A 23522-nucleotide genomic window follows, 5' to 3' on the forward strand; every position below is an offset into this window, starting at 1 on the left:
CTGTCCTGCCGTGTCCGTAAGACCATCGCCCGGCACCCCACCCCCGAGACCGACCTGTCACCAGGACATATACCCACCGAAAGAGGAATCGAGCACTACTGAGTTTTTCGTTAGTTCTGTGGTAGTTGGGGGTGGATTGTCAGGCCGGTGTGAGTGAGGAAAGACCACGGGAGTTGCTCGCTGGAGCAGACTCGGTGGATGCCGCGTTCGGCCGCGTCGGCGACATCGGCGAGGTGGTCGCCGGCGAGGTTGGCCAGCTCACGGGCCTTGATAGCCGACCACAGCAGTTCCACCGGGTTGAGTTCGGGTGCGTAGGCCGGCAGCCGCTCCAGCGTCAGCCAGTCCTGCTCGGCCACCCAGGCCCGCATGCCCCGACTCCAGTGGGCAGACAGTCCATCCCATACCAACACCACCGGCTCACCGGCGTAGAAGGTCTTGATCTGTTCCAACACATCGATCAGGGACGTGGTGTCGTAGCTTCCCGGCTTGAGGTGGAAGCACAGCCGCGGACCACGTTCGGGGTCAGTTGCGTGGTAGCCCAGCGCGGCGGCCATCGAGGCGCGTTTCCAGTTCAGCCGGTGGCGCAGGGTGGGAGTGCGCCCGCGGGGTGCGTAGGTCCGGCGGACCTGGGGCAGCAGCGACACGCCCGATTCGTCGAAGAACACGAGCCAGGCACGTTTCTTCACCGCCCCTTTTCGATGCGGGGCCACTCCTGGGCGACCCACCGGGCGATCTCGGACTCGTCCCGCTCGACGGCCTGGCGCCTGGGCCGCTGCAGACTCCATCCCAGCCTCCCGGTCAGCAGGCGCCACACCGATGCCCTCGCCAGCCTCACCCCGGTCACCCGCTCCACCACCATGCCGACCCGTTCCACGGTCCACAGATCCGCCTCGAACCCGTGCGCCTGGGCGCCCTGCTCCAACGCGGCCCGCACCACCTCGGCTTGGGCGTTATCCAGCTTGGGCGGCCGGCCGGTGGCCGGCCGCCGCCGCAGTGCCCGAGCCCCGCCCTGCTCCCACGAACGTTTCCACCGGCGCACGCTCTCGGGGTGCATCCCCACCATCCGTGCGACATCGGAAGTAGAGCGTCCCTGCTCGAACAACTCGACCGCCCGCATGCGACGGGCCTCGGCCAACTGCGGCCGCGTCAGCGGCGGAACAGAGCAGCCGGAAACTACAGCCTGCAACTCGGAAGACACGCCACCATTCTCACACCGCCGAAGCCCCAACTACCACAGAACTAACGAAAAACTCAGTAGGGAGGGCGGACGTGGACAGGTGGAGTTTCCTCGCGGGCCGAGTTCATCGATCCCGCGTATCTCGGAGGCGAGTGGGACAACGCTTTCCGTGACATCGACCGGCCGGACCACGCCGAAGAACACGCCCGCGCGTCGATCTTGCACGCCCGCAAGCCGGACTTCACCTGTGTGGTTCGATGATCTGGATCAAAGAACCAGGACCGCTCAATGAGCAAAGCTCGGCCGTTACTCCACCGGTGACCAGGGAGCAGAGCGCCAGTGGGCGACGCTGTGTCGAGCACGGCCCTCCGGTGGCCCGCCGACCGCCTTGCTCACCGCGACCATGGAGACGATCGCCCACCCCGGGATCGGGTCCAGCTCCTTGGTGAGCCCTTACAGGTCGAAGGCCCGGAACTGGCGCGCGGCCAGCCCCATGGCCTGGGCCTGAACAGTCATGTGGGCGATGGCTTGGCCGAGGTCGTAGTCCGCGAACTCGGAGTAGAGCAGCTGGCTGTCATCGACGTACCGCCGCGTCAGGGTGACGACGAGCAAACCTGCGTCCGTCGCCCGGCGGGCCGAGCTCGGCGCAAGGTGAGGGAGAACACGGTCGTGCTCCGGCTCACCGGGCCTGCTGGTGAACAAGCCCCATGGCTGGGAGTTCCCCGCCGACGGCGCCCATCGCACGGCTTCCAACAGCAACCCAAGGGCGTGGTCATCGACGACCGCGGACGGATCGAACCGGTTGGGGCTGAAACGTCCGGCGAGCAGTGGATGTATGCCGCTGGGCGCCTCCTGAGGATGCTGCATGTTCCGCTGCAACCGGCGACCGCGAGCACCTCCCACACCAGACCACCTACCGGGTCGCAGAGCCACTCCTTGAGCAAACCTGCAGACCACGACTCGAAATGCTCCCTTGCGCCCCTGGCGATATCCTCGAGCAGCCCCAGCTGCGGCGCGCCCATGATCTGACCCACAAGTCCGGTCCGACTCCTGAGCGAACGAGTAGGGACAGCTGAGCACAAGCGGGTCCGAGGAGCGTCCGCTGTGGCTGTAGAGGTGGCAGAACGAGCGATCCGCACTGGTTGGCGCGTCCGCCGAAGCCGTTGAGTGACGTCCGCCGCCAAGACCAGACGCCGTCAGCCGCCTCGGGTATCCCCGCCGGCACCGCCGCAGCCGCGGCACATCGATGCGCCCTCTGTGCAAAGCACCGTACATTGCACGCCGTTCACGCCCGGTGCTCCGCCGCTGGCGTCAGATCCACCCGTGTGGTCGTCCGCGCACAGAACGCTGAGGAACTGGCCGGTGGCGGCAGCGATACGGTGCTGAAGAACCAGCCGGGATCGTCGTCGTGTCCATCCGGACGCTTTCTGAGTCGGCCAGTACCGGTATCAGCTCTCTGGCCCCATGCACCTCCCGCAGGTCGAGATCCACGGTGGCGAAGTCCGCGGCCGGGCCCAGTGCCGCGCGGACCTGGCCGAGCGGCGAGACGACCAGGCTGCCGCCGACCCCTGTGGGAGGCGCACCTGGCGTGACGCCGGTGGTGGTGACCCCGCTCGGAGCGGCTTGGCCGCAGGCGACGATGAAGCTCGTCGAGTCCAGCGCCCGGGCGCGGGCCAGCAGCGTCCACTGGCCGAGTTTGCCCGGGCCCGCGCCCCACGAGGCGGGCACGATCGTCACCAGGGCGCCTCGTGCGGCGAGTTCGGTGAACAGGCAGGGGAAGCGGATGTCGTAGCAGGTGGCGACTCCGATCCGGACCCCATCGACGTCCACCGTCAGCGGTTCTGTGCCGGATGCGACTGTGTCGGACTCGCGATGCCCGAAGGCGTCGTAGAGGTGCATCTTGTCGTAGTGGCCGAGCAGTCCGGTGGGACCGGCCGCGATCACTGTGTTGTGCACCCGGCCGTCACCGGCAGGGGTGAACATTCCAGCCACGACCGTGAGTCCTGCGTCGGCGGCGAGTTGGAGCACCCGGCTCGCCCAGGGGCCGTCCAAGGGCTCGGCAACCGCATGCAGAGGGATTCCGAAGCGGCACATGGTCGCTTCCGGCAGTACCAGTACCTGGGCCCGCGCGGCCGCCGCCCTGGCGACCTCCTGTTCGACGAGAAGGAGGTTTTCCCCCGGGACCGTGGTGCTGCTGATCTGTCCGAGCGCGATGCGCAGCGACGCGGGCGCGGTCATAGGGACTTCAGGACGGCTGTCAGGCGCTCCAAGCCGGCCACCAAGTGGTCGTGTCGAGAGGCTGAGTACGCGATCCGTACGTGGTCGGCGTAGCGGCCCTGTTGAAGCGGGTCGTAGAAGGTGCCGGCGGAGTAGACGACCCCGGCCTTACGCGCCCGTTCGGCGAGGAACTCGGCAGCCGACGGGCCGCCGCCTACTTTGGCCCAGACGAAGAAACCGCCCGCCGGGTCGTCGAACTCCAGCTGATCACCGGCCTCGCGCAGGCCCCGGACGGTGAGTTCGGCACGCTCGCGATAGATGTCCCGGCCCCGGGCTAGCAGTTGGTCGAACCAGCCGTCGCGGGCGAGCAGCGTGCGGGCGATGCCCTGGGAGAGGGTCGAGCTCTGAAAGTCATAGCGGCGCCGAAGGTTGATGACGTGCGGCGCCAGCCATTCGGGGGAGGTCATCCAGCCAAGGCGCAGGCCCGGGCCGAGTGTCTTGGCAAAGGTCTGGACGACCACCACCCGGTCGCTGTCGAGCGGGAAGTCCGACTCACTCCGGTCGTCCGGCGCAAAGGGCCGGTACGGGTTGTCGGACAGTACGAAGAACCCGTACCGCTCCGCAAGCCGGACGAGCTGGAGCCGCTTCTCATGAGGCAGCAGGCCACCCGACGGGTTGTGGAAGTCCGGCACCGTGTAGACCGCCTTGGGACGGAGCCCGCCGCGCAGCCGTTCGGCGAGGACGTCGATGTCGAGGCCGTGCGGTCCGACGGGGACGGGGTGGACGGCCGCGCCGGTGTTCTCGATGATGCGGATCGTGTCGGGGAAGACCGGGTCGTCGACGACGATCACGTCACCCGGCTCGGCCACCGCGTGCAGCGCGAGGGCGGTGCCGTGCAGTCCGCCGTTGGTGATAAGCACCCGGGCCGGGTCCACGCCTTCGCGGGCGGCGATGAGCGAACGCAAGGTCGGATCACCCGCGTTGGGGCCGTAGGCGAGCGCGGGTCCACCGGTGTCGGGACCGGCCAGCAGGTCGTTGGTCACTTCCCTGATCTCGGCCAGCGGCAGCGCCTCCACCGCGGGCGCGCCGCTGACCAGGTTCACGAAGTCGAGCCCCGGCTTGCGGTTGGGAACGGCATAGGGCGAGGAGACGGAGAGGGCGGAGATACGGGAGGAGATCAGAGTGCCGGGAGGGGGAGTGGTGAGCGCGGTGGTCATGCGAGTTCCTTGTCATAAGTGTGGGTGTTGGTACGGCCCCGCCCTACGAGCGTGAGCCGGTAGGAGCGGGGAAAGGGTGCTAGGCCGATGCGCGGTTCGGTCCTTCCGGTCGTCGGGTGCGTGGGGAGGCGCCCTTGCCGGTCGCAAGGGGGGAGTCGCGACGGCCCGCCCAGCAGGCGTGGAGCCGCAGAAGGCGCGGTGACGGGGTCAGGCCGAAGCCCGGCCCGGGGAGCGGCTCAGCTCGGTGGTGTGTGCGGTCGATCCGGTACGGCGGCACGGTCAGGTCCTGGGCGAACCACTCGTCTTGGCGACCGGACTCAACGGCGACCAAGCCGCCGACACGGGCCGCGAGCAGGCGGCCCGCCGCCCACAGCGGGCCCACCTCGGCCACCTGGACACCGAGTTGGGCGCGCAGGCCGAGGGTGCGGGCGCGGCGCAGCATGCGCAGACTCGCCAGCGGGCCGCCGCACTTGGAGACGCGAACGTTGACGTAGCTCGCCGCCGCGTGTCCGACCGCGTCATCCAGATCGGCGGGGACGACCGCCGACTCGTCCAGCATCACGGGACAGCCTGCCTCCCGCTGGACGCGGCGCAAGGTGGCCCAGTCACGGGGGCGGGTCGGTTCCTCCAGCCAGTCGACCGTGCCGACGAGGAGGGCGGCGGCCCGCAGGGCCTGCGTAGGCGACCAGGCGCCGTTGGCGTCGACGGAGACCGTGGTGCGGGACGGGGAGATGTACTTCCGTACCAGTAGCACGAGTTCGCGGGTCGCCTCGGGATCGGGCAAACCCTTGACCTTGACGTGCGTCAGGCGGGAGCGCGCCTCGGCCGACAAGGTGCCGAGCAGCTCCGCGGGCGTACGGCTGGAGTCGACGACCAGCGTGGAGACGGGGACCCGCGGCTCGGGGCGCAGCAGGTCGCCGCCCACGGCGGCCACGGCGTCCGCCGCGTCCCGGCTGTGGGCACGGCACCAGGCGTCCAGTAAGGCCATCTCCAGGGCGCAGGCGGCGGCCGGGGCGGGGTGCGCGCGGGTGCCGAGGGCGGCTGGGAGGTCGAGGCCGGCCAACGCGCGGACGCCCGTGTGGAAGGAACCGTCGAACACTCCGTCCAGTTCCGGGAGCCGGGTGTGCAGGAGGGTGTGCACAGTCGAGTCCAGGCTCTCCCCGGTGACGTAGGTCCGTGGCGCCCCTTCCCCCCAGCCGGTCGCGCCCGCCAGAGTGCAGCGGACCAGGACCGAACGGGAGGTACGGCGGACATGCGCGGCGTGTGAGAAGGGGCGAGCCATGGGGATCTCGGCGGTGAACACCTCTACTGGCAAAGGGGGTTCACTCATCGGCTGTTGCCGTTGCCGTCGCTGCAACCCAGTCCCAGTAGCGGTGCCGGGCCGGCGAGAACTCGAGGTAATGGCCCGAGTCCGGGAAGTCGACAGCGGTCGCGCTCCGAGTCAGGCCGGTCAGGACTCGCCAGGCGATGTCCAGGTCGATGATCGCGTCGGCTTCCGGGCGCACGAAGTGCACCGGATGCGCGGGGCGCACGGCCGAGGCCGTGTCCCAGGTTCCGCCGCGCATGTACACGTCCTCCAGCCCCACCATCACCGAGCGGCTTGACGCGGTGATCTGCCGGATCATCAGGATGTCGTTGGCCATGAAGTCCAGATAGGGAATGTCCTGCGTGTAGTCCGTGTCGGTCAGCGCCAGCGGTGTCGTGTTCAGGCCGCCTGTGCAACGCACCGCCGCCAGGGCCTCGCCGTTGCCGTGCCGGGCGCGCTGCTGACCCAGCGCGGGGGCGCAGAAGACGAGGCGATCACCGGCGGTGCGCCCCGCGGTGACGAGGGCCGCGAGGACGCTGCCGCCGAAGCTCTGACCTACGAGGGTCAGTGGAATGTCCTCCACCCGTGTCCGCACTGCGGTGATGGCGGTCGCATAGTCGTCCAGAACCTGTGCAACCGAGGGAAGGTGGCCGCGCGGGCCGCCGCTGGTGCCGCTGCCGCGCCGATCGAGGACGAACACCGCGAGGCCGCGCGCGGCGAGTTCGGGGCCGGTCTCGAAGAGCCAGCCCGCGTGGCTCTGGATGCCGTGGACATAGAACACGGCCGCGGTGGGTGGGCACCGGGGCGCCCAGTGGTGAAGCGCGAGTTCGGTGCCGTCGGAGGCGGTGAGCGAGAGAGCCGTACGGTCCTGGGAACGTGCTGTCGCGCTCATCGGGCCCCACCGGTCCCGGTGGACGCGGAAACGAGCATCAGCCCCGGTTCCGTGGTGGCCGTGAGCAGCCCCTGCTCGGCCAGGTGGTCGAGTATGTCCCGGTCGCGCTGCAGCCAGTGGTGCTTGACCTGGTTGGAAGAGGTACCGCGGGTGCGCAGCCGCTGCTCCGAGGCACGGCCGAAGGCGCCCCACTCGGCTGCGGTGACCTCGATCCGGCCCAGGCGGCGGGAGGTGCGCTTCTCGCCGTACTCGATGTTGACGCGGCGCAGGGCGCTGTCGATGTCCCTGGCGAAGGACTCCAGGCCGGCCGAGCCGAGGCCGACGGTCCCCTCGACGACCACGTGGTAGCGCGGCGGGGTCCCCCATACGGGCACGCAGGTGAACAGCGGGCGCCCGCCCGGACCCGCGGGCAGGGCGGCCACGACGGCCTCGTGGACCTGACGCTCGGTGAGCTTCTCGCCGGTGAAGGAGGAGCGGAAGCCGGCCCGGCCGGTGAACTCCAAGCGCGGGGTGGCGCCATAACGGCCGACGACGCGGTAGACGTCGCCGACGTCGTAGCGGAGCAGACCGTTGGCCTGGCTCATCACCAGGCGGTACTCCCCGCCGTCCTCCAGCTCGTCGAAGAGCACGGTCGCCGCGTCTGGGGCGAGCGCGTCCGGGCCGTCGGACGCTCGGGGGCCTTCGGCGGGGACGAACTCGTAGAGGCCCTGGCTGACGGCGAGTGGACCGGCAGAGGGGTGGCCGTCCACGGGGAGGGTGACGATGCCCTCGGTGCCGGTCGTGCTGAAGGGCAGGCGCCGTACGCCCGGCAGGATCTCCGTCAGCCAGTCCCGGTACAGGGCGGCAGACGCGGAGTTCCAGACGACCGCGAGGTCCAGGCGCGGCCAAAGGTCGCGCAGGGCCGGGGCGGCACCGGTTGAGTCGAGGGCGGCGGCCAGCCGGTCGGCGGTCTCCCGGTCCGGGGTGAGGGCGGGGTGGCGCCGACCGTCCAGGGTTCCGTCGCGCAGGTCGGCGATCAGCCGTTCACCGGAGGCGGCCAGAGTCTGCGCCAGGCTGATGATCTTCGAGGGGTTGAGGGCGACCACCGCCCGAACGTCGTCTCCCGCGAGCAGCCGCAGCTTGCGGTACAGCGCGGCCTCCCAGCCCTCACCCGGGTCGGCGAGCAGCCAGGGCTCGTCGTACCAGGGCGGCAGCCAGTCGTGTGGACTGACCGCCGTGGGGCGGTTGGAGATGCTGTAGACGGGGAGCTCGCCGTCCGGTCCAGGACGGCCCGGGGCGCGTTCCCAGGAGAGGTCGAGGATCTGTGGGATGTGGCCGGCAGGCGCCGCGAGCGCGTCTGCCTCGGCGAGTGCCTCGAAGTACAGGCCCCACTGGGCGTACAGGGCGGGCCCGCGGTAGTGGTCGCGCCAGTGCCGGGTGGTGGGGATGTGCTTGGGCGTTCCGCTGGAGCCGGAGGTCTGCAGGAAGGCGTACGGCCCACTGCGGGTGAGGACCGCGGGAAGGCCCTGGCGGGCACGGCGGATGTACGGCTCGACGTTTTCGTACTGCTGGATCGGCACCGCCCGCCGCCATTCGCCGAGGGTTCGGACGCGGTGCAGGCCGTGGGCGCGGCCGAATTCCGTGTCCGCGCTCTGGTCGAGAATGTCCGCGAATACATTCCGGGCGGTGTCTTCGGGATCTGTGAAGACTTTTCGCATGGCGTGCAGGGCGTGTTGGGTGCGGATGCCGAAGGCGTGGCACGAGCAAGTGGCGATGGTGGAGAAGACCGAATTGAATGTGGGAGCGGCGGAGGCTGCCATGTTCGTCCTCTGGTCGGGATGTGCGGGGTACGGGACCAGTAATGGTGTCCCGCTTCTCCGATGGGAAAACCAGTGGAGAAGGCGCTTGTCAACTGCCGTGTGCAGAGTCGACGCGAAGGCGTGCGCCGGCACAGCAGAATCAGCGGGAAGGGTGACAGAAGTTCCGCATGAATATTATTCTTTGCGTTTCTGCTGCTGTCCGTCAAGGAATCGGTGAGGAGAACTTCCGACTTTTGCTGCGCACTGATGAATCTCCCTCAGTAACCGGTACGGGATTCCTTCGTGCGCTGATGCGCCGGTCGCCGAGCACACTCGCCAGGGCGAAAAGCGTCACGGCGCATCCGGCGCCCAGGAGCATCCTCGGGCCCAGCGCCATCAGACTGCCTGCCAGCGCGGTGCCGGCCGAGGAGACGGCCATCTTGAGGGCGCCCATGGAGACGTACACCTGGGCGCGGGCCTCGGGCGGTGCGTGGACGGAGCGGACGGCGAGCGTCGCCGTGAACAGCAGGGCGCCGGCCGCCCCCGTGGCGGCGAACGTCACCACGGCCACCGTGTAGCTGGGCGCCACCGCACAACAGGCCACTGTCGCCGCACTCACCGCCACCAGCAGGGTCGACGTCCTCTCGGGCTCGCCCGGCAGCGGCACGATGCCCGCCGCGACTGACCCGGCCAGATAGCCGAAGCCATAGACGGCGGCCAGCGCGGCGCCGGCCTCGGCACTGCCGGCGAGCTGTCGGCCCAGTGTGGTCGCCACGACTGTGATGCCGCCGGCGACCAGCGCGGTCAGCGCCATTGCCACCATCACACGGCGCAGTTGCCCCACGGTCGCGATGATGCGGAAGGTTTGCCGGACCCGGAGCGGTTCCGTTCCTTTGACGGGCGGCGCCCCGGCGGGCAGCGTCAGTAAGGTGAACGCGGCCAGTGCCGCCGCCGCGCCGAGGCACAGCACCGCGGTGCGTGCACCGAGGGCAGCACCCACTGCGCCCACGGCCGCGGGCCCGAACGTGTTGCCAACACCGTACGTCGCCGAGTCCCAGCCCTCCGCCCGGCGTCGGCCGTGTTCGTCCCAGCCGTCCATAGCGGCGAGCCGGCTGCTCAGTCCGCCGGTCACCAGCGGCCCGCACATTCCGGCGACGGTGACGAGCCCGGCCACCACGAGGAAGTGGATCCGCCCGAGCAGCAGCGCGGCCGCGGCGAGTGCGACGCCGAACAAGACGAAGGAGGCGGCCAGGACCCGGCGGGCGTCGAGGGCCCGGTCGAGCACGCCGGCCAGCCAGGGGCCCACCACGTACGGCGCGGTCAGCAGGGCGGCGAGCACACCGCCCAGGGTCGCACCGCCCGAGCCACCCGTACGGACGGCCAGGGTGAACAACCCGACGGCCGCGCCGCCGCTCGCCGTGCGGACCAGGCAGGCGGTGAGGAGGTAGCGGACCAGGGTGTCGACCGTACGGGGAGGGCGGACGAGGACGGCGGTGACAGGAGAGGTATCGGTCGTAGGGGACGTACGAGGGGTGCCGGTGTCCTCGGGGGAGTCACCCATGTCAGCCGTCTCCCCGTGCCGGAGCCGCCGCGGCCTGTTCGCCCCGTGACTCGGCCACCGCCGTGAGTGCGAACCCGAGCCGCTCCTCGATGTCCCGCCGCACCGCCGCGACCTCTCTGGCGGCCCGGTCGGCGTCGTCGCCGACGACCCGGATCATGCCGAAGGTGTCGAAGTTGCCTTTCATCGAACGGAGTCGGGCCCCGGGCTCGGCGCGGTTCCACCCCGAGTGCAGGCGTGGCCGGAATTCCTCGAACCAGTCGGCCGGCAGGTCCCGCGGTACGACGGAGTCCCGAGCGGCGGCCAGGAAGGTGTGGCTGGCCGCCCGGTGCCATGGCAGGGGCCGTGCGGGCGCGGGCGCGCCGAGGAACAGGTCGACCAGGATCTCGAAGACGTTGTGGTCCGTGGCCATCCGCACCGAGTCCGGCAACGAGCCTCCGGATATCCGCGGGTTGACCTCCACAAGCCGGAACCCGAGTACCGTCTGCATGACTTCGACGTGGAAGATGCCGAGGGTGAGTCCGAGGGCCTCGCAGACCCTGACCGCGTACCGACCGAGTTCCGCCTCCTCGTCCGCGGGCAGCCCCGATGGCACGGTGCAGCCCAGTTCCAAGACCGGGTTGTCGCGGCCCATCTTGCGGCCGACCGCCACCAGAGGGGTGAACCGCTCGCTGCCCGCGGCCACTTCGACCGAGTACAGCTCGCCGACCGCCAACTCCTCGACGATGTACCGCTCGTCCAGCTCGGCCGCGATACCCGGCTGCATTGTCCTCAACTCCTCGGCGGACGACGCGAAATGGGCGCGCAGCCCATCCGGGTCCTTGACGATGCTGGTGACGGCCTTGCCGACGCCCGACACCGGCTTGATCACGACCGGGTAACCGATGTCCGCCGCGGCCGCAAGGGCCTGCTGCGGCGTGGTCACCACAGCGAACCCCAGGCTCGGCACACCCGTCTCCCGCAGGATCTCCCGGCACCGGCCCTTGTCACGGGCGGCGGCCGCAGCCTCGTACGGAGTGCCGTGGGCGCCGAGTCGTTCGGCGAGTCGCGAGGCGCTCAGCACGCACAGGGACAGGGTGGACAGGACGGCGTCCACGTCCCCGACGCCGATGCCGTGCTCACCCAGCAGGCCGGTCAGCAGGCCGACCTCCTGGAGGTCGGCCGAGTGGAGTGTGCGGTCGGCCAGTACCTCGGCTCGGGCGCGCTCGGCGGGTGGGGTGATGAAGTCGTACAGCGGTGAACGTAAAAGGGTCACTTCGTGACCGAGCCGCTTGGCGTACGCGATGGACTGGACGCCCAGCGCGGTGGTCTCGATGAAGACGAGGTGGGCCATCGGTACTTCCCCTCCAAGTTGAGTCGTGAGGCGTGTCGGGGAGTGGCCGGGGACATGCCCGACCTCTGGCCGAGGGTGATGACTCGTTCCGGCATGGCTCAGGACGCGCCGCGGGAGAACCAGTGCTCGGGCCGCACGCGGATCAGCACCGACCCGGCGGTCCGCTCGGCGGACGCCGCCACGAAGGCATCGCCCTCCTCGGCCCCCAGATATCGGTGGGCCAGCGCCCGCCGTTCATCGAGCCTGGCCGGCTCGCGGAACTCGGTCACCGGGCCCTCCACGCTGACGTAGGTGCGCGGCGGTTCGGTCCGCTGCACACACAGGGAGACCCGGCCGTGCCTGCGCATCAGCGCGGCTTTGCGGCTGTCCAGCGCGGTGATGAGCGTGATGTCACCGCCGGGTGTGTAGCCGTACCAGAGCGGTACGGACAAAGGCCCCCGGCCGTCCTCCGACGCGACACTGACGACCGCGATGTGCGGCTCGGCCAGAAACACCTCGCGCTCGGCCTTCGTCATGGCACCCACCTGCCGGTCCTTTCCTCGCCCACTCACGTGGTCCCAGCCTGCGTGCCGCCGCAGCGGAGGTCCAATACAGCTTTTCTCGCCGCCGATCAGGCTTGTTTATCGGGTCCCGGACAGGCGGTGTGTGTACGGCGCATGAAGTGTCCGTGAGCCGGAACGGCACGTATGCCGAAACTGTTTATGGTGTCCATATGGAACTGCGCCGCTTGAGGTACTTCGTAGTGCTCGCCCGGCACCGGCACTTCGGGCGGGCCGCCGCGGAGCTGAACATCGCGCAGCCCGGACTCAGCCAGCAGATCAAGGTCCTGGAGCAGAAGCTGAAGGCGTCCCTGCTCAACCGGGGCCCACAGGGGGTCACCCTCACCCCGGCCGGCCGGGCACTGCTGGAAGGTGCCGAGCCGCTGCTGACGGCCGCCGACGAACTGGGTGAGCGGGTACGGGCCGTGGCCGAGGGCACGCACGGCAAACTGCGCCTCGCCTACTCCCGTTCGGGCGCCGACGACCTCATCACCGCTGTAATCCGCCGCTTCCGCAAGGACCACGAGGACGTCCGTGTGTCGGTCACCACCGGCATGTCGTCCTGGTGCCTGCGCCTGCTGCGCGACGGTGACCTCGACGCCGCCTTCGTACGCGGCGTCATCAGCGAACCGGGCATCACCTCCGTCGTCGTGGCCGAAGCGGAGGCCGCAGTCGTCCTTCCCGCCGACCATCCCCTCGCCACCCGCGACCGCCTCACCCGCCGTGACCTGCGTGACCTGCCCGTAGTCCTGTGGCCGCGCGAGGCCGGGCCCACGCTGTACAAGGAACTCGTCGCCGACGTGTGGCCGGACGGGCCTCCTCGACTGGTCTCCGAGGAGCCCGACTTCGAGCAGGTCGTGGCCTCGGTCGCCGAAGGCACCGGCATCTCCGTGATGGACCTGGGCCGTGCCCGTAAACTCCGCCCGCCCGAGGTGGCCGTCCGCCGCTTCGTCGAGGACGAACCCGCAGGACCGCCCCGCTACGCCGTCTCCTTCGTCCACCGCACGGACGACCCAAACCCGGTCCTGGCCAGATTCGCTGCGTACGTAGCGCAGCCGGATGGCTCATGCGGTGCCGCACGGCTGACCCCGAAACCGCTGGGTCAGTCCACGGGGTCGGCTCAGGCGGGGCGGGCGGGTACTGCCAGCGGTTCGAGTGCTGCCTACGAATATGTCGGCGGGTCGCCCGCTCATGAACGGGCGACCCGTGGGATGACTTTCTTCCGGCACCATTGGTCCGCGACTGGTCCGTGTGGAACTCCACCGGATGCCAGAGGCTAACGGGAAGAACCCAACACGTTACATCGCGCAGCTGTCGCGTCGGGTCACCTGGAGCGCAATGATGCCTCCAGGCAACCGACTTGAGGCCCTAGAAGAACCCCAACCTCTGAGCCGAGTAGCTCACCAGCAAATTCTTCGTCTGCTGATAATGCCCCAGCATCATCCGATGCGTCTCCCGCCCGATCCCCGACTGCTTGTACCCCCCGAAAGCCGCATGCGCCGGATACGCGTGATAGCAGTTCGTCCATACCCGCCCCGCCTGGATCGTGCGCCCCGCCCGGTAAGCCGTCGTGCCGTTGCGGGTCCAGACGCCCGCCCCCAGGCCGTAGAGCGTGTCGTTCGCGAGGGTCATCGCGTCGTCGAAGTCCGTGAAGGGCGTGACCGCCACCACCGGGCCGAAGATTTCCTCCTGGAAGACCCGCATGCTGTTGTCGCCTTCGAGGATCGTGGGGCGGACGTAGTAGCCGCCCTCCAGTTCGCCGCCCAGTTCGGCGCGGGTGCCGCCGGTGAGGACTCGGGCGCCTTCCTGGCGGCCTATGTCGAGGTAGGAGAGGACCTTCTCCAGCTGGTCGTTGGACGCCTGGGCGCCGATCATGGTCGTGGTGTCCAGCGGGTGGCCCGCGACGATGCGTTCGGTGCGGGCCACCGCCGCCTCCATGAAGGCCGCGTAGTGGCCGCGCTGGATCAGGGCGCGGGACGGGCACGTGCAGACCTCGCCCTGGTTGAGGGCGAACATCGTGAAGCCTTCGAGCGCCTTGTCGAGGAAGTCGTCGTCGGCGGCGGAGACGTCGTCGAAGAAGATGTTCGGGCTCTTGCCGCCGAGTTCGAGGGTGACCGGCTTCAGGTTCTCGGAGGCGTACTGCATGATCAGGCGGCCCGTCGTCGTCTCGCCGGTGAAGGCGATCTTGGCGACGCGCGGGCTGGACGCCAGCGGCTTGCCGGCTTCCACGCCGAAGCCGTTGACGATGTTGACCACGCCCGGCGGCAGCAGGTCGGCGACGAGGTCCAGCCATACGTGGATCGACGCAGGGGTCTGCTCGGCCGGCTTGAGGACGACCGCGTTGCCCGCGGCCAGCGCCGGGGCGAGCTTCCACGTGGCCATGAGGATGGGGAAGTTCCACGGGATGATCTGGGCGACCACGCCGAGCGGCTCGTGGAAGTGATAGGCCACCGTGTCGTCGTCGAGCTGGGAGAGACCGCCCTCCTGCGCGCGGATCGCGCCCGCGAAGTAGCGGAAGTGGTCGATGGCGAGCGGGATGTCCGCGGCCAGCGTCTCGCGGACCGGCTTGCCGTTCTCCCACGACTCCGCGACCGCGAGCTCTTCCAGGTGCTCCTCCATGCGGTCGGCGATGCGGTGCAGGACCAGCGCCCGGTCGGCCGGCGACGTGCGGCCCCACGCGGGCGCGGCGGCGTGCGCGGCGTCCAGCGCGCGCTCGACGTCCTCGGCGGTGCCGCGGGCGATCTCGGTGAACGGGCGGCCGTTCACCGGGGTGGGGTTCTCGAAGTACCGCCCCTGCTTGGGCGGTACGTATTCACCGCCTATCCAGTGGTCGTACCGCGGGCGGTAGGAGACGATCGCGTCGGGGGAGCCGGGGTCGGCGTAGCGGGTCATGAGGACGGCCTTCCGGAAGCGGGGGTACGTCGGAGGTGCGCCTCGGAAGCTAGCCCTGCGCAGGTTGCGCGAACGTTGCCCGGGCTCCCGGCCCGTATGTCGCCCGGCCGTTCTCCGCGTACGCCGCCCCGTACTCCTCCCGCAGCCGCCGCGCCCGCGCCGCCACCGACCGCCGCTGCGGGGCGCTCATCGGAAGCGCGGCCAGCAACCGCTCCCACACCTCCAAGTCCTCCTCGCCCCACGGGGCCTCGGCCCACATCTGGAGTGCGGCGGCGTCGCCGCTGGTCAGCACCGCCCCGCGCAGCCGGGCCTCCAGGAGGTGCCGCATCCGGCACACGCCCGGCGCCTCCGACAGCGGGAGGAGCGGGCCGTCGTACGCGCGGAGCGCGGCCCGCGGGCCGCCCACGGCCAACTCCCGCTCCAGGCAGCCGAAGTCGGTGTCGACCGCGCCACGCAGCCGGTACGGCCGGGACGCGAGCAGCGGGCCGACCAGCCGCCGCAGCCGGGACAGTTCGGCCCGCAGGGTCACCGGTGGCACCGGGCGGTCGCCGTAGAGCGCCGCCGCGAGCCGCTCGCCCGTCAGCCCGTCGGGGTGGGCGGCCAGCAGGGCGACGATCTCGCTGTGCCGGCGGCCCAGGCGTAGCCGGCGGCCGTCCACGACGAGCAGTGCCTCGTCCCGGCCGAGCGCCGACAGGACGCAGCCGGGCACCTGCTCCGGCGCCGCCAGCCGCGCCTCGGCCGCGCGGGCGGTGGCCTGGACGAGCGCCAGGCTGTGGGGTGAGGCCAGTTGATCGCCGCCGGTGATGTCCACCGCGCCCAGCAGCCGGCCGGTGCGGGGGTCGTGCACGGGCGCGGCGGCGCAGGTCCACGGCTGGACGAGGCGGTTGTAGTGCTCGGTGGCGAAGACCTGGACGGCGTGGTCGAGGGCCAGGGCGGTGCCGGGGGCGTTGGTGCCCGCGTGGGTCTCGTCCCAGCGGGCGCCGGGGACGAAGTTCATGCGCTCGGCCCCCTTCCGTACGCCCGTGTGTCCCTCCACCCACAGCAGCCGGCCCGCGGCGTCACAGACGGAGAAGAGGTGCGCGCCGTCGGCGGCGATGGAGCCGAGCAGCTCACGGAAGAGGGGGAGCGCGGCGGCCAGCGGGTGCGCGCGGCGGTAGGTCTCCAGCTCGGTGCCGGTCAGTTCGACGGGTGCGAGGAACTCGGGCGCGGGCAGGGCTCTCGCCGAGCGCCGCCAGGAGTCGGCGACCACGGCGCGTACCTGGGGACCCGCCGGGCCCCCGGTCACGAAGGCCGCGTGGGCGCCACGGACCGCGCGGCGCCGCCGCGCGGGGTCGTCGCCGGACACCAGCGCCAGCCATGGGTTGACCATGCGGACCCTCCCAGCCCTCGGCGGCCCCCGCAAAGAGGGCAGCATCCCACAGGGGGCGGGGCCCGCACAGGTCCCGTGCGGAGTCTCACTGTCCGTCAGGTCTTGCGGTGCGGGTGGCGCACCCAGCACGCTGCCCCTTCAGCCATACGACGCGAACGGAAGAGACACGAGAAGGCCATGACTGCCCTGTCCAAGAAAGTTCTCCTCGACATCCTCGAGCGCACCCTCGCCGCCTATGTCACCACCTTCCTCGGCCTCCTCATCGCCGACGGCTTCGACCTGACCGACGTCTCCGCGCTCAAGGCGGCCGCGATCGCGTCCCTGCCCGCCGCCCTCTCCGTGATCAAGGGCGCGATAGGCAGCCGCTTCGGCGACACGAACAGTGCCGCCTGGCTGCCCAACCGCGGCGGCGGCGCCAGAAGCGGAACCAAGACAGGCTCGCGCGCGGGGCGGCAGTCGAGCGGAGGCTGACCGTTCACACGGGGTGTGCGCGGCGCACCCATGCCGCCCCCGCGCACACGCTTCCCGGCGCGGCCCGCCACACGGTTGACTCGAAGACGCGAGTCCCACTGGAGCGACGGGACCCGGGCCGTCGGCCCTTCCCCCGAGCCGACGGCCCACCGCCTCGTACCGCCGGGCGGACGGTACGGGGCGGCTCGTCGCCTCGCCGCGAGGGCCACACGTGCCTCAGACCAGTTCGGGCTGCGGTTCCGCGCGCGGCATCGGCGCGGGCTCCCGCTCCTTCGCCTGCCAGCGCCTGGTGGTCCGTACGTAGCCGTAGATCACCGAGGCCATCGCCAGGATGAGGAGTGGTCCGGAGACCCACCGGTGCTCGGCCATCTCCACCGGCAGCCAGCGGTATGCCGCCAGGAGTGCGGCGAAGACGGCCGTGCCGTAGGCGACCAGCCGGATCCCCGAGCGGTCCCAGCCGCGGTCGTATGTGCGCAGAGCCGTCTCGATCGTCAGCGAGAACACCACGCCGGCGACGAGGTCCACGCCGTAGTGGTAGCCGAATCCCAGCGTCGCGCTGAGCGTGGCGACCAGCCAGAACGCCCCCGCGAAGCGCAGCAGCCGCGGGCCCTTCCGGGTGTGGATGAAGATCGCGGTGGCCCACGCCGTGTGCAGGCTGGGCATGCAGTTGCGCGGGGTGATCGTGTCGTAGGGCACGGGGTGCGGGATGTGGACCGGCGGCGGTGTGTGCGGCCACAGGTCGGCCACCGCCCACTGCACGCCGCCGGTTCCGGAGGCGCCCGGGCCGTAGGCGAAGACCGGTCCGACCACCGGGAAGATCATGTAGATCGCCGGCCCGAGGAGGCCGATCGCCAGGAAGGTGCGTACGAGGTGGTGGCGCGGGAAGCGGCGCTCGGTCGCGACGTTGCGCAGCTGGTAGAGCGCGACGACGATCGCGGCCACCGCGAGCTGGGCGTAGACGGTCTCCAGGAGACGGTCGCCGACCGGGCCGATGGCGTCGAGGACCCGGCCCATCGCCCAGGACGGGTTGCCCAGCGCGTGGTCGGCGGTGGCCAGATACGGGTCGAGCACCGTCGGGCGGGTCTTCGCCGTGATGAGCAGCCAGGTGTCGCCGATCTTGCGGCCGGCCACCAGCAGCAGGCCCAGCGCGACGCCCTTCAGCATCAGGGTGCGTTCGCGGCCGGTGCGGCGGGTGAGAGCGATGACCGCGCAGCCGAGCATCACCCACAACGCGCCGTTGCCGAAGTAGTGGCCCTCGGGCACCTCGGCGCCGATCGCCCACCGCACCAGCACGAAGACGACGTCGATGCCGATCGCCGCGCCGGCCGCGATGAACCGTTGCCGCCAGGTGAGCACCACCATCATCAACGCCATGCCGCCGTACAGCGGCCCCGGCTTGGGGGCGAAGATCACCTCGCGCACCTGGGTCGTCAGCGGCCCGGGCACGCCGGCGTAGCGACGGGCGGCGATCTCCAGCGCGACGAGGAGCGCGAGGGCTGCCACGCCCGCCGCGGCCCACAGGAGCACCTGGGGTCGCCGCCGCGCGGCGATGTCTGTTCGCGAAAACACCTGGTCAACTATAGGCATCGATCACGTAACCGATTTATTGGGTGTTGGTCAGTTGTTCACCCTTTGTGGTGAATGGAGTGATTCTCCGGTGTGTCGAGAAGGGGCGGCGGACCGGGCGGACCCATGCGCCCGTGCGGGGGGTCGTGCGGGCGTCAAGGCGCCCCCCGCCGTCCGGCCGCGCGCAGCGGGTGCAACGATGTGCACGTCATGAGAGCAGGGCAGGCGCACGAGGGTCCGCGAGCGCTGCGAGCCGCGGTGTTCGCAGCGGTCTGTGTGCTGCTCGCTGCCCTGGGACACGCGGTCATGTCCGGCACGACCGTCCCCTGGTGGGCCGTCGCGGTCGCGCTGTGCGCCACGGGCAGCGGCGCGTGGTTCATGGCGGGACGCGAACGCGGCCCGCTGCTGATCACACTCGCCACCGTCGGGGCGCAGACCGGACTGCACTTCTTCTTCGCCCTCTCCCAGAACGTCGTGGCCAACGCGGCCCGAGCGGCCGCGGCCGCACGCGCCGGGCTGCCGACAGGGCTGCCGGGGACGGACCCCGGCATGCCCATGGGGCACGACATGGCCGGGTCCATGAGCGGCATGGCCGGCATGTCGACGGGCGCCATGGGTGACATGGGCGGCGCCATGGGGCACATGAGCGGCGGCATGTCCGGCATGGCCGGTCACTCCATGGCGGGTCATTCCATGGCCATGCACGCCGGGCACGGCGCCCTCGGCATGTGGTCCGCGCACGTCCTCGTCGCGGTCGTCTGCGGCGTCTGGCTCTCCGGCGGCGAACAGGCCGCCTTCCGGCTCGGCCGCACCCTGCGCACCCGCCTCTTCGCCCCGCTGCTCGTCCTCTTCCGGGACGTCCCGACGCCCTCCGGGCCGCCGCGCATCCGCGCCGACCGGACGCGTGCCGCGCAGCGCCTGCGGCAGCTGCTCTACGCCCATGTCCTGGACACGCGTGGTCCACCGGCCCGCGTCGCCGTCGCCTTCGGCTGACGGCGACCCCTCGCGCCGAACCACGTCACCGGGCCCACCCGCACTCCAGGGCGCCCGGATTTCCAGGAAGGACCCAGGGCGATGACCCCTGCCCGCACATGGGGCGTGCCGCGACAGCACGTCCCCCCTGCCCTCGGCTCACGCCGTACGGCCGTACCCAGCGCGTCAGATGTTCCCCAGGCCCGCCGACAGCAGCTTCAGCCGGCGCGCGCCTGCCTCCCAGTGCCGGCACGCGGCGCACTCCCGCAGGTGGGCGTCGAGCGCCGGGCCGGAGATCTCCGGCGGCGGCTCCTCGCCGTCGACGCGGGCGGACAGGGCGGTACGGGACTCGACGCAGTGCACCCCGCCATCGTCCCCGGCGCCGTCGGAGCCCCGCGCACCACCCCCCACGCGGGGGGCCGCCGTGCGTGACGACGAGGCGGTGACCACCTGGGCGCTCGCGGCCCGCGGCGGTGACGCCGACGCCGTGGAGCGCTTCATCCGCGCCACCCAGAGCGACGTACGGCGATACGTGGCGCGGCTCAGCAACGACCCGCAGGGCGCGGACGACCTCGTGCAGGAGACGTATCTGCGGGCCCTGCGCTCGCTGCCCCGCTTCGAGGGGCGCTCGTCGGCCCGCACCTGGCTGCTGACCATCGCGCGCCGCACCGTCGTGGACCGGATCCGCTTCAACGCGGCCCGGCCCCGGCTGTCGGACACCGACGACTGGCAGTCGGCCGCCGAGCGGGCGCAGTCCGCGGAGCTGCCCGGCTTCGACGAGGGCGTCGCCCTCTCGCAGCTCCTCGACCGCCTGCCGTACGAGCGGCGCGAGGCGTTCGTCCTGACCCAGCTGCTGGGCCTGCCGTACGCGGAGGCCGCCCTGGTCTCGGGCTGCCCGGTCGGCACGGTGCGCTCCCGCGTCGCGCGGGCGCGCGAGGCGCTGATCAGCCAGCTGGAGACGGCCGAGCGGGACGCCGTACGGGCCGCCCCGGTGCTGGCCGGGGCCGCCTGACCGGGCGGGAATGAAGCGGGAATGAAGAGGGGCGGGGCTCGTCATGAGCCTCGCCCCCTTCTTCGTACCGCTTGGTGCCGCCGCCTATCCCCGGTTCCCCGGGCGGACCACGACCGCTTCGACCCGCACCGTGCCGCTGTCGCGGAAGCGGAGCGTCAGCGGGAGGCGGTCGCCGACGCGCAGGCGGGGCGGGGACGCCACCATGATGTCCAGCGTGTGCGGTGACATCTCGAGGGTGCCGTTCGCCGGGACGGTCGCCGCCGGGACCATCCGCATCGACCCGGCGCCGTCCTTGACCACCGTGCGGCTGAGCATCGCGCCGCCGGCGGTCGGTGCCTCGACGCCGACGAGCTCGTCGTCCACGTCACCGGTGTTGCGGAGCTCGACGAAGGCGGCCGTGTCGTCCGTGCCGAAGGGAAGCAGGACGCGGGGGCCCTCGACCTCGATCGCCGCGGGCCGGCCCGCGGCGCCGGAGGCCGTCCACGCGCACAGGCCGCCGAGGGCGACGGCACAGGCGATCACGGGCACGGCGGCCGCGCGGGCGGTCGCGACGAGCGGCCTGGCGGCGGGGGAGGACAGCTGCGTCTTCACGCGTCACCTCGTGTCTGGACGGCGGTGCTCCGGGTCGCCGGGCGGCGCCGGGCGGGGGAGTGCGTACGGCTCAGGCCCGCGGGCGCCGGCTGCCAGCCGCGCAGGCGGAGGCTGTTGGCCACCACCAGCACCGAGCTGACCGACATCGCGGCCGCGGCGAACATCGGGCTCAGGAGACCGACCGCGGCGAGCGGGACGGTGACCAGGTTGTAGCCGAACGCCCAGGCGAGGTTGGCGCGGACCGTCGCCGACGTGCGGCGGGCCAGGCGTACGGCGTCCGCCAGCGCGCCCATGTCCTCGCGCACCAGCGTCACGTCCGCCGCGCCGATCGCCGCGTCCGTCCCGCTGCCCATCGCGATGCCCAGGTCGGCACCCGCCAGCGCCGCGGTGTCGTTGACGCCGTCCCCGATGACCGCGACCCGGCGCCCCTGGGCGCGCAGTTCACGGACGAGCGCGGCCTTGTCCTCGGGCGTCGCGCGCGCGTGGACCTCGGTGATGCCGAGCTCCTCGGCGACGGCCCGCGCGGCGCCCTCGCTGTCACCGGTGGCCAGCACCGGCCGCAGGCCGAGCCGCTTGAGGTGGTCGACCGCGCGGTACGAACCGGAGCGCACCGAGTCGCCGAGCGCGACGACCGCCTCGGGCGTGCCGTCCACCCGGACGAGCACCACGGTCCTGCCGTCCCGCTCCGCCTCGCGCACCGCCGTGGCCAGGGCCTCCGGCAGCCCGCTCCTCCTGGGCCTCTTCTTCGCCGGGGCGGCGGCCTCCTCCGGCCGGACCACTTCCACGAGCCGGTCACCGACCCGGCCCGAGACACCCCGGCCCGGCGTCGCCGCGAACCCGGTGACCTCCGGCAGGGCGGCGGCGTCCGGTACGTACGCGCACACCGCCCGGCCCACCGGGTGCTCCGAACCCCGCTCGACCGCCGCCGCCAGCCGCAGTGCCTCTTCGGAGCCGAGCCCGTCCGCGCGGGCCGTCACCCCGGTCACCGCCATCGAACCGGTCGTCAGCGTGCCTGTCTTGTCCAGCACGACGGTGTCCACCCGGCGCAGCCCCTCCAGCGCCTGCGGGCCCGACACCAGGATGCCCAGGCCCGCGCCCCGGCCCGTGGCCGCGAGCAGGGCCGTCGGCGTGGCCAGGCCGAGCGCGCACGGGCAGGCCACCACGAGCACCGCGACGGCGGCCGTGACCGCCGACTGCGGCGGCGCGCCCGCGCCCAGCCAGAAGCCGAGCACGGTGACGGCGACGGCCAGCACCGCCGGGACGAAGACCCCCGCGACGGCGTCGGCGACGCGCTGCACCCGGGCCTTGCCCGCCTGCGCGTCCTCCACCAGCCGGGCGATCCGCGCCAGTTGGGTGTCCGCGCCGACCGCCTCGGCCCGCACCTCCAGCAGACCACCGGAGTTGACGGCGCCACCGACCACGGCCGCCCCGGGCCCCGCCTCCACGGGCGCGCTCTCGCCCGTCACCAGCGACAGGTCCAGCGCGGAGCTGCCCGCGACGACCACGCCGTCGGTGGCCACGCGCTCACCGGGGCGTACGACGAAGCGGTCGCCGACCCGCAGTTCGGCGATCGGCACCCGCCGCTCGCTGCCGTCGGCGTCGCGCACGACGACGTCCTTCGCGGCGAGCGAGGCCAGCGCCCGCAGCGCCGAACCCGTACTGTGCCGGGCCCGCGCCTCCAGCAGCCGGCCGACCAGCACGAACAGCGGGACGCCGACCACCGCTTCGAGATAGACGTCCGCCATGCCACCACCCATGGACGGCACCAGCGTGAACGGCATCCGCATGTCCGGATCGCCCGCCCCGCCGAGGAACAGCGCGTACGCCGACCACGCGTAGGAGGCCAGCACGCCGAGTGAGACAAGCGTGTCCATGGTCGCGGTGGAGTGCCGCAGACCGCGCAGCGCCTTCTCGTGGAACGGCCACGCGCCCCACACGGCCACCGGCGTCGCCAGCACGAAGCACAGCCACTGCCAGTTGCGGAACTGGAGCCCCGGCGCCATCGACAGCACCAGGACGGGCACGGACAGCACGGCCGTGACGATCAGCCGGGTCATCGCGGAGGCCGCGGCCACGCCGTCGGCCGGCGTCCCGGTGACCTCCGGCTCCGGCAGCGACGCCGTGAAGCCCGCGCCCTCCACCACGGCCATCAGCTCCGCCGCCGTCACCCCGGCGGGGTGGCTGACCCGGGCCCGGCCGGTGGCGAGGTTGACGGTGGCGGTCACACCGTCGAGCCGCCCGAGCTTCTTCTCCACCCGCGCCACGCACGCCGCGCAGGTCATCCCGCCGACGACGATCTCGGTGGCGGCGGGCGCCAGGGGACTCGCGGTGCTCATCGGATCACCACCGGGCCCGCGGGCGCGCCCATGTCGTGCATGCCGCCCATCCCGCCCATGCCACCGCCACCGCCGGAACCGGAGCCGCCGGAGCCACCACCGGTGCGGTGTATGCCGGGGGCCGCGGGTCCGGCGGCCGAGCCGACGGCGTACGCGACGCCGAAGAGGGCGGCCAGCAACAGGACGAAGCCGAGCAGGGATCCGTACGGGCCGAGAGGACTCGGACTGAGAAGACGACGAGCGGTCATCGCCGCATCGTGACACGTCGCGCGCCACGACCGGCCGCCCGCGACGGC

At 71.7% G+C, this 23522-nt stretch carries 21 protein-coding genes and 1 pseudogene; 4 read left to right on the forward strand and 18 right to left on the reverse strand.

Translation table 11 applies throughout. The features are described from left to right. Window positions 1-110: 110 nt before the first annotated feature. From ACH427_RS22510 to ACH427_RS22560, 11 genes and pseudogenes are all read right to left on the reverse strand, one after another. Entirely contained in the window at window positions 111-686 is a 576-nt protein-coding gene (locus ACH427_RS22510; protein WP_398871782.1) for a transposase, read from the reverse strand. Then, window positions 683-1198, reverse strand: coding sequence for an IS630 family transposase (locus ACH427_RS22515; RefSeq protein ID WP_398871784.1), 516 nt, complete (start codon window positions 1196-1198; stop codon window positions 683-685). The genes ACH427_RS22510 and ACH427_RS22515 overlap by 4 nt, the downstream gene beginning before the upstream one ends. 285 nt (window positions 1199-1483) lie before the next feature. Further along, window positions 1484-2044 (reverse strand): annotated as a pseudogene (locus ACH427_RS22520) (nitroreductase family protein). A gap of 444 nt (window positions 2045-2488) precedes the next feature. Then, a complete protein-coding gene (locus tag ACH427_RS22525) occupies window positions 2489-3415 on the reverse strand; it encodes a carbon-nitrogen hydrolase family protein (RefSeq protein WP_398871786.1) in 927 nt (308 codons plus the stop codon). After that, window positions 3412-4611, reverse strand: a complete 1200-nt coding sequence (locus ACH427_RS22530) for a PLP-dependent aminotransferase family protein (RefSeq protein ID WP_398871788.1) — start codon at window positions 4609-4611, stop codon at window positions 3412-3414. The genes ACH427_RS22525 and ACH427_RS22530 overlap by 4 nt, the downstream gene beginning before the upstream one ends. A 79-nt stretch (window positions 4612-4690) precedes the next feature. Next, the gene (locus ACH427_RS22535; RefSeq protein WP_398871790.1) at window positions 4691-5941 is read right to left on the reverse strand and encodes an enolase C-terminal domain-like protein; all 1251 of its coding nucleotides are present in this window, start codon (window positions 5939-5941) and stop codon (window positions 4691-4693) included. Next, entirely contained in the window at window positions 5934-6809 is an 876-nt protein-coding gene (locus tag ACH427_RS22540; RefSeq protein ID WP_398871792.1) for an alpha/beta hydrolase, read from the reverse strand. Before ACH427_RS22540 ends, ACH427_RS22535 begins: the two co-directional genes overlap by 8 nt. Next, the gene (locus tag ACH427_RS22545; RefSeq protein WP_398871794.1) at window positions 6806-8608 is read right to left on the reverse strand and encodes a GH3 auxin-responsive promoter family protein; all 1803 of its coding nucleotides are present in this window, start codon (window positions 8606-8608) and stop codon (window positions 6806-6808) included. The genes ACH427_RS22540 and ACH427_RS22545 overlap by 4 nt, the downstream gene beginning before the upstream one ends. A gap of 202 nt (window positions 8609-8810) precedes the next feature. Further along, window positions 8811-10148 (reverse strand): hypothetical protein, encoded by a 1338-nt coding sequence (locus tag ACH427_RS22550; protein WP_398871795.1) that lies wholly within the window; start codon window positions 10146-10148, stop codon window positions 8811-8813. Between the two features lies 1 nt (window position 10149). Continuing rightward, complete coding sequence (locus tag ACH427_RS22555) at window positions 10150-11478, reverse strand: acetyl-CoA carboxylase biotin carboxylase subunit family protein (RefSeq protein ID WP_398871797.1); 1329 nt, start codon at window positions 11476-11478, stop codon at window positions 10150-10152. 98 nt (window positions 11479-11576) lie between these two features. Next, window positions 11577-11993, reverse strand: a complete 417-nt coding sequence (locus tag ACH427_RS22560; protein WP_398871799.1) for a pyridoxamine 5'-phosphate oxidase family protein — start codon at window positions 11991-11993, stop codon at window positions 11577-11579. A gap of 212 nt (window positions 11994-12205) precedes the next feature. Between ACH427_RS22560 and ACH427_RS22565 the strand changes: the two genes are divergently transcribed. Continuing rightward, window positions 12206-13297: a LysR family transcriptional regulator gene (locus ACH427_RS22565; protein ID WP_398871801.1), complete on the forward strand. Its 1092-nt coding sequence runs from the start codon at window positions 12206-12208 to the stop codon at window positions 13295-13297. Between the two features lie 88 nt (window positions 13298-13385). Here the strand turns inward: ACH427_RS22565 and ACH427_RS22570 are convergent, their stop codons facing one another. Both ACH427_RS22570 and ACH427_RS22575 read right to left on the reverse strand, forming a co-directional pair. Then, entirely contained in the window at window positions 13386-14909 is a 1524-nt protein-coding gene (locus tag ACH427_RS22570) for an aldehyde dehydrogenase family protein (RefSeq protein ID WP_398871803.1), read from the reverse strand. A 49-nt stretch (window positions 14910-14958) separates the two neighbouring features. Beyond that, on the reverse strand, window positions 14959-16278 hold the full coding sequence (locus ACH427_RS22575; protein ID WP_398871805.1) for a GAF domain-containing protein: 1320 nt from the start codon (window positions 16276-16278) through the stop codon (window positions 14959-14961). A gap of 177 nt (window positions 16279-16455) precedes the next feature. Between ACH427_RS22575 and ACH427_RS22580 the strand changes: the two genes are divergently transcribed. Next, complete coding sequence (locus ACH427_RS22580; RefSeq protein WP_398871807.1) at window positions 16456-16749, forward strand: holin; 294 nt, start codon at window positions 16456-16458, stop codon at window positions 16747-16749. A 216-nt stretch (window positions 16750-16965) separates the two neighbouring features. Here the strand turns inward: ACH427_RS22580 and ACH427_RS22585 are convergent, their stop codons facing one another. Next, window positions 16966-18336: a phosphatase PAP2 family protein gene (locus ACH427_RS22585; RefSeq protein WP_398871809.1), complete on the reverse strand. Its 1371-nt coding sequence runs from the start codon at window positions 18334-18336 to the stop codon at window positions 16966-16968. 285 nt (window positions 18337-18621) lie between these two features. Here ACH427_RS22585 and ACH427_RS22590 point away from each other — a divergent pair, with 285 nt between their 5' ends. Next, window positions 18622-19308 (forward strand): hypothetical protein, encoded by a 687-nt coding sequence (locus tag ACH427_RS22590; protein ID WP_398871811.1) that lies wholly within the window; start codon window positions 18622-18624, stop codon window positions 19306-19308. 165 nt (window positions 19309-19473) lie between these two features. Here ACH427_RS22590 and ACH427_RS22595 read toward each other — a convergent pair whose 3' ends face one another. Beyond that, the gene (locus ACH427_RS22595; RefSeq protein ID WP_398871813.1) at window positions 19474-19650 is read right to left on the reverse strand and encodes a zf-HC2 domain-containing protein; all 177 of its coding nucleotides are present in this window, start codon (window positions 19648-19650) and stop codon (window positions 19474-19476) included. Window positions 19651-19711: 61 nt separating this feature from the next. On the opposite strand from ACH427_RS22595, the gene ACH427_RS22600 reads away from it, so the two are divergent. Beyond that, window positions 19712-20299, forward strand: a complete 588-nt coding sequence (locus ACH427_RS22600) for a sigma-70 family RNA polymerase sigma factor (protein ID WP_398871815.1) — start codon at window positions 19712-19714, stop codon at window positions 20297-20299. 84 nt (window positions 20300-20383) lie between these two features. On the opposite strand, the gene ACH427_RS22605 is transcribed toward ACH427_RS22600, so the two are convergent. Genes ACH427_RS22605 through ACH427_RS22615 form a run of 3 tightly spaced genes read right to left on the reverse strand, consistent with a single transcriptional unit; the run spans window position 20384 to window position 23474 of the window. Beyond that, window positions 20384-20890, reverse strand: a complete 507-nt coding sequence (locus ACH427_RS22605) for a copper chaperone PCu(A)C (RefSeq protein WP_398871817.1) — start codon at window positions 20888-20890, stop codon at window positions 20384-20386. Beyond that, window positions 20887-23226 carry a heavy metal translocating P-type ATPase gene (locus ACH427_RS22610; protein ID WP_398871819.1) on the reverse strand — a complete coding sequence of 780 codons (2340 nt, stop codon included), beginning with the start codon at window positions 23224-23226 and terminating at the stop codon, window positions 20887-20889. Before ACH427_RS22610 ends, ACH427_RS22605 begins: the two co-directional genes overlap by 4 nt. After that, complete coding sequence (locus tag ACH427_RS22615; protein ID WP_398871821.1) at window positions 23223-23474, reverse strand: hypothetical protein; 252 nt, start codon at window positions 23472-23474, stop codon at window positions 23223-23225. Before ACH427_RS22615 ends, ACH427_RS22610 begins: the two co-directional genes overlap by 4 nt. Between the last annotated feature and the right edge of the window lie 48 nt (window positions 23475-23522).

The sequence above is a fragment of the Streptomyces sp. NPDC020379 genome (genome assembly GCF_044387105.1).
In the GTDB taxonomy this organism is placed as follows: domain Bacteria; phylum Actinomycetota; class Actinomycetes; order Streptomycetales; family Streptomycetaceae; genus Streptomyces.

Coding starts and splice junctions, on each gene's coding strand:
- ACH427_RS22585 (WP_398871809.1), bottom strand. CDS start 18,336: ATGCCTATAGTTGACCAGGTGTTTTCGCGAACAGACATCGCCGCGCGG.
- ACH427_RS22535 (WP_398871790.1), bottom strand. CDS start 5,941: ATGAGTGAACCCCCTTTGCCAGTAGAGGTGTTCACCGCCGAGATCCCC.
- ACH427_RS22580 (WP_398871807.1), top strand. CDS start 16,456: ATGACTGCCCTGTCCAAGAAAGTTCTCCTCGACATCCTCGAGCGCACC.
- ACH427_RS22555 (WP_398871797.1), bottom strand. CDS start 11,478: ATGGCCCACCTCGTCTTCATCGAGACCACCGCGCTGGGCGTCCAGTCC.
- ACH427_RS22525 (WP_398871786.1), bottom strand. CDS start 3,415: ATGACCGCGCCCGCGTCGCTGCGCATCGCGCTCGGACAGATCAGCAGC.
- ACH427_RS22530 (WP_398871788.1), bottom strand. CDS start 4,611: ATGACCACCGCGCTCACCACTCCCCCTCCCGGCACTCTGATCTCCTCC.
- ACH427_RS22560 (WP_398871799.1), bottom strand. CDS start 11,993: ATGACGAAGGCCGAGCGCGAGGTGTTTCTGGCCGAGCCGCACATCGCG.
- ACH427_RS22575 (WP_398871805.1), bottom strand. CDS start 16,278: ATGGTCAACCCATGGCTGGCGCTGGTGTCCGGCGACGACCCCGCGCGG.
- ACH427_RS22570 (WP_398871803.1), bottom strand. CDS start 14,909: ATGACCCGCTACGCCGACCCCGGCTCCCCCGACGCGATCGTCTCCTAC.
- ACH427_RS22540 (WP_398871792.1), bottom strand. CDS start 6,809: ATGAGCGCGACAGCACGTTCCCAGGACCGTACGGCTCTCTCGCTCACC.
- ACH427_RS22610 (WP_398871819.1), bottom strand. CDS start 23,226: ATGAGCACCGCGAGTCCCCTGGCGCCCGCCGCCACCGAGATCGTCGTC.
- ACH427_RS22590 (WP_398871811.1), top strand. CDS start 18,622: ATGTCCGGCACGACCGTCCCCTGGTGGGCCGTCGCGGTCGCGCTGTGC.
- ACH427_RS22615 (WP_398871821.1), bottom strand. CDS start 23,474: ATGACCGCTCGTCGTCTTCTCAGTCCGAGTCCTCTCGGCCCGTACGGA.
- ACH427_RS22545 (WP_398871794.1), bottom strand. CDS start 8,608: ATGGCAGCCTCCGCCGCTCCCACATTCAATTCGGTCTTCTCCACCATC.
- ACH427_RS22550 (WP_398871795.1), bottom strand. CDS start 10,148: ATGGGTGACTCCCCCGAGGACACCGGCACCCCTCGTACGTCCCCTACG.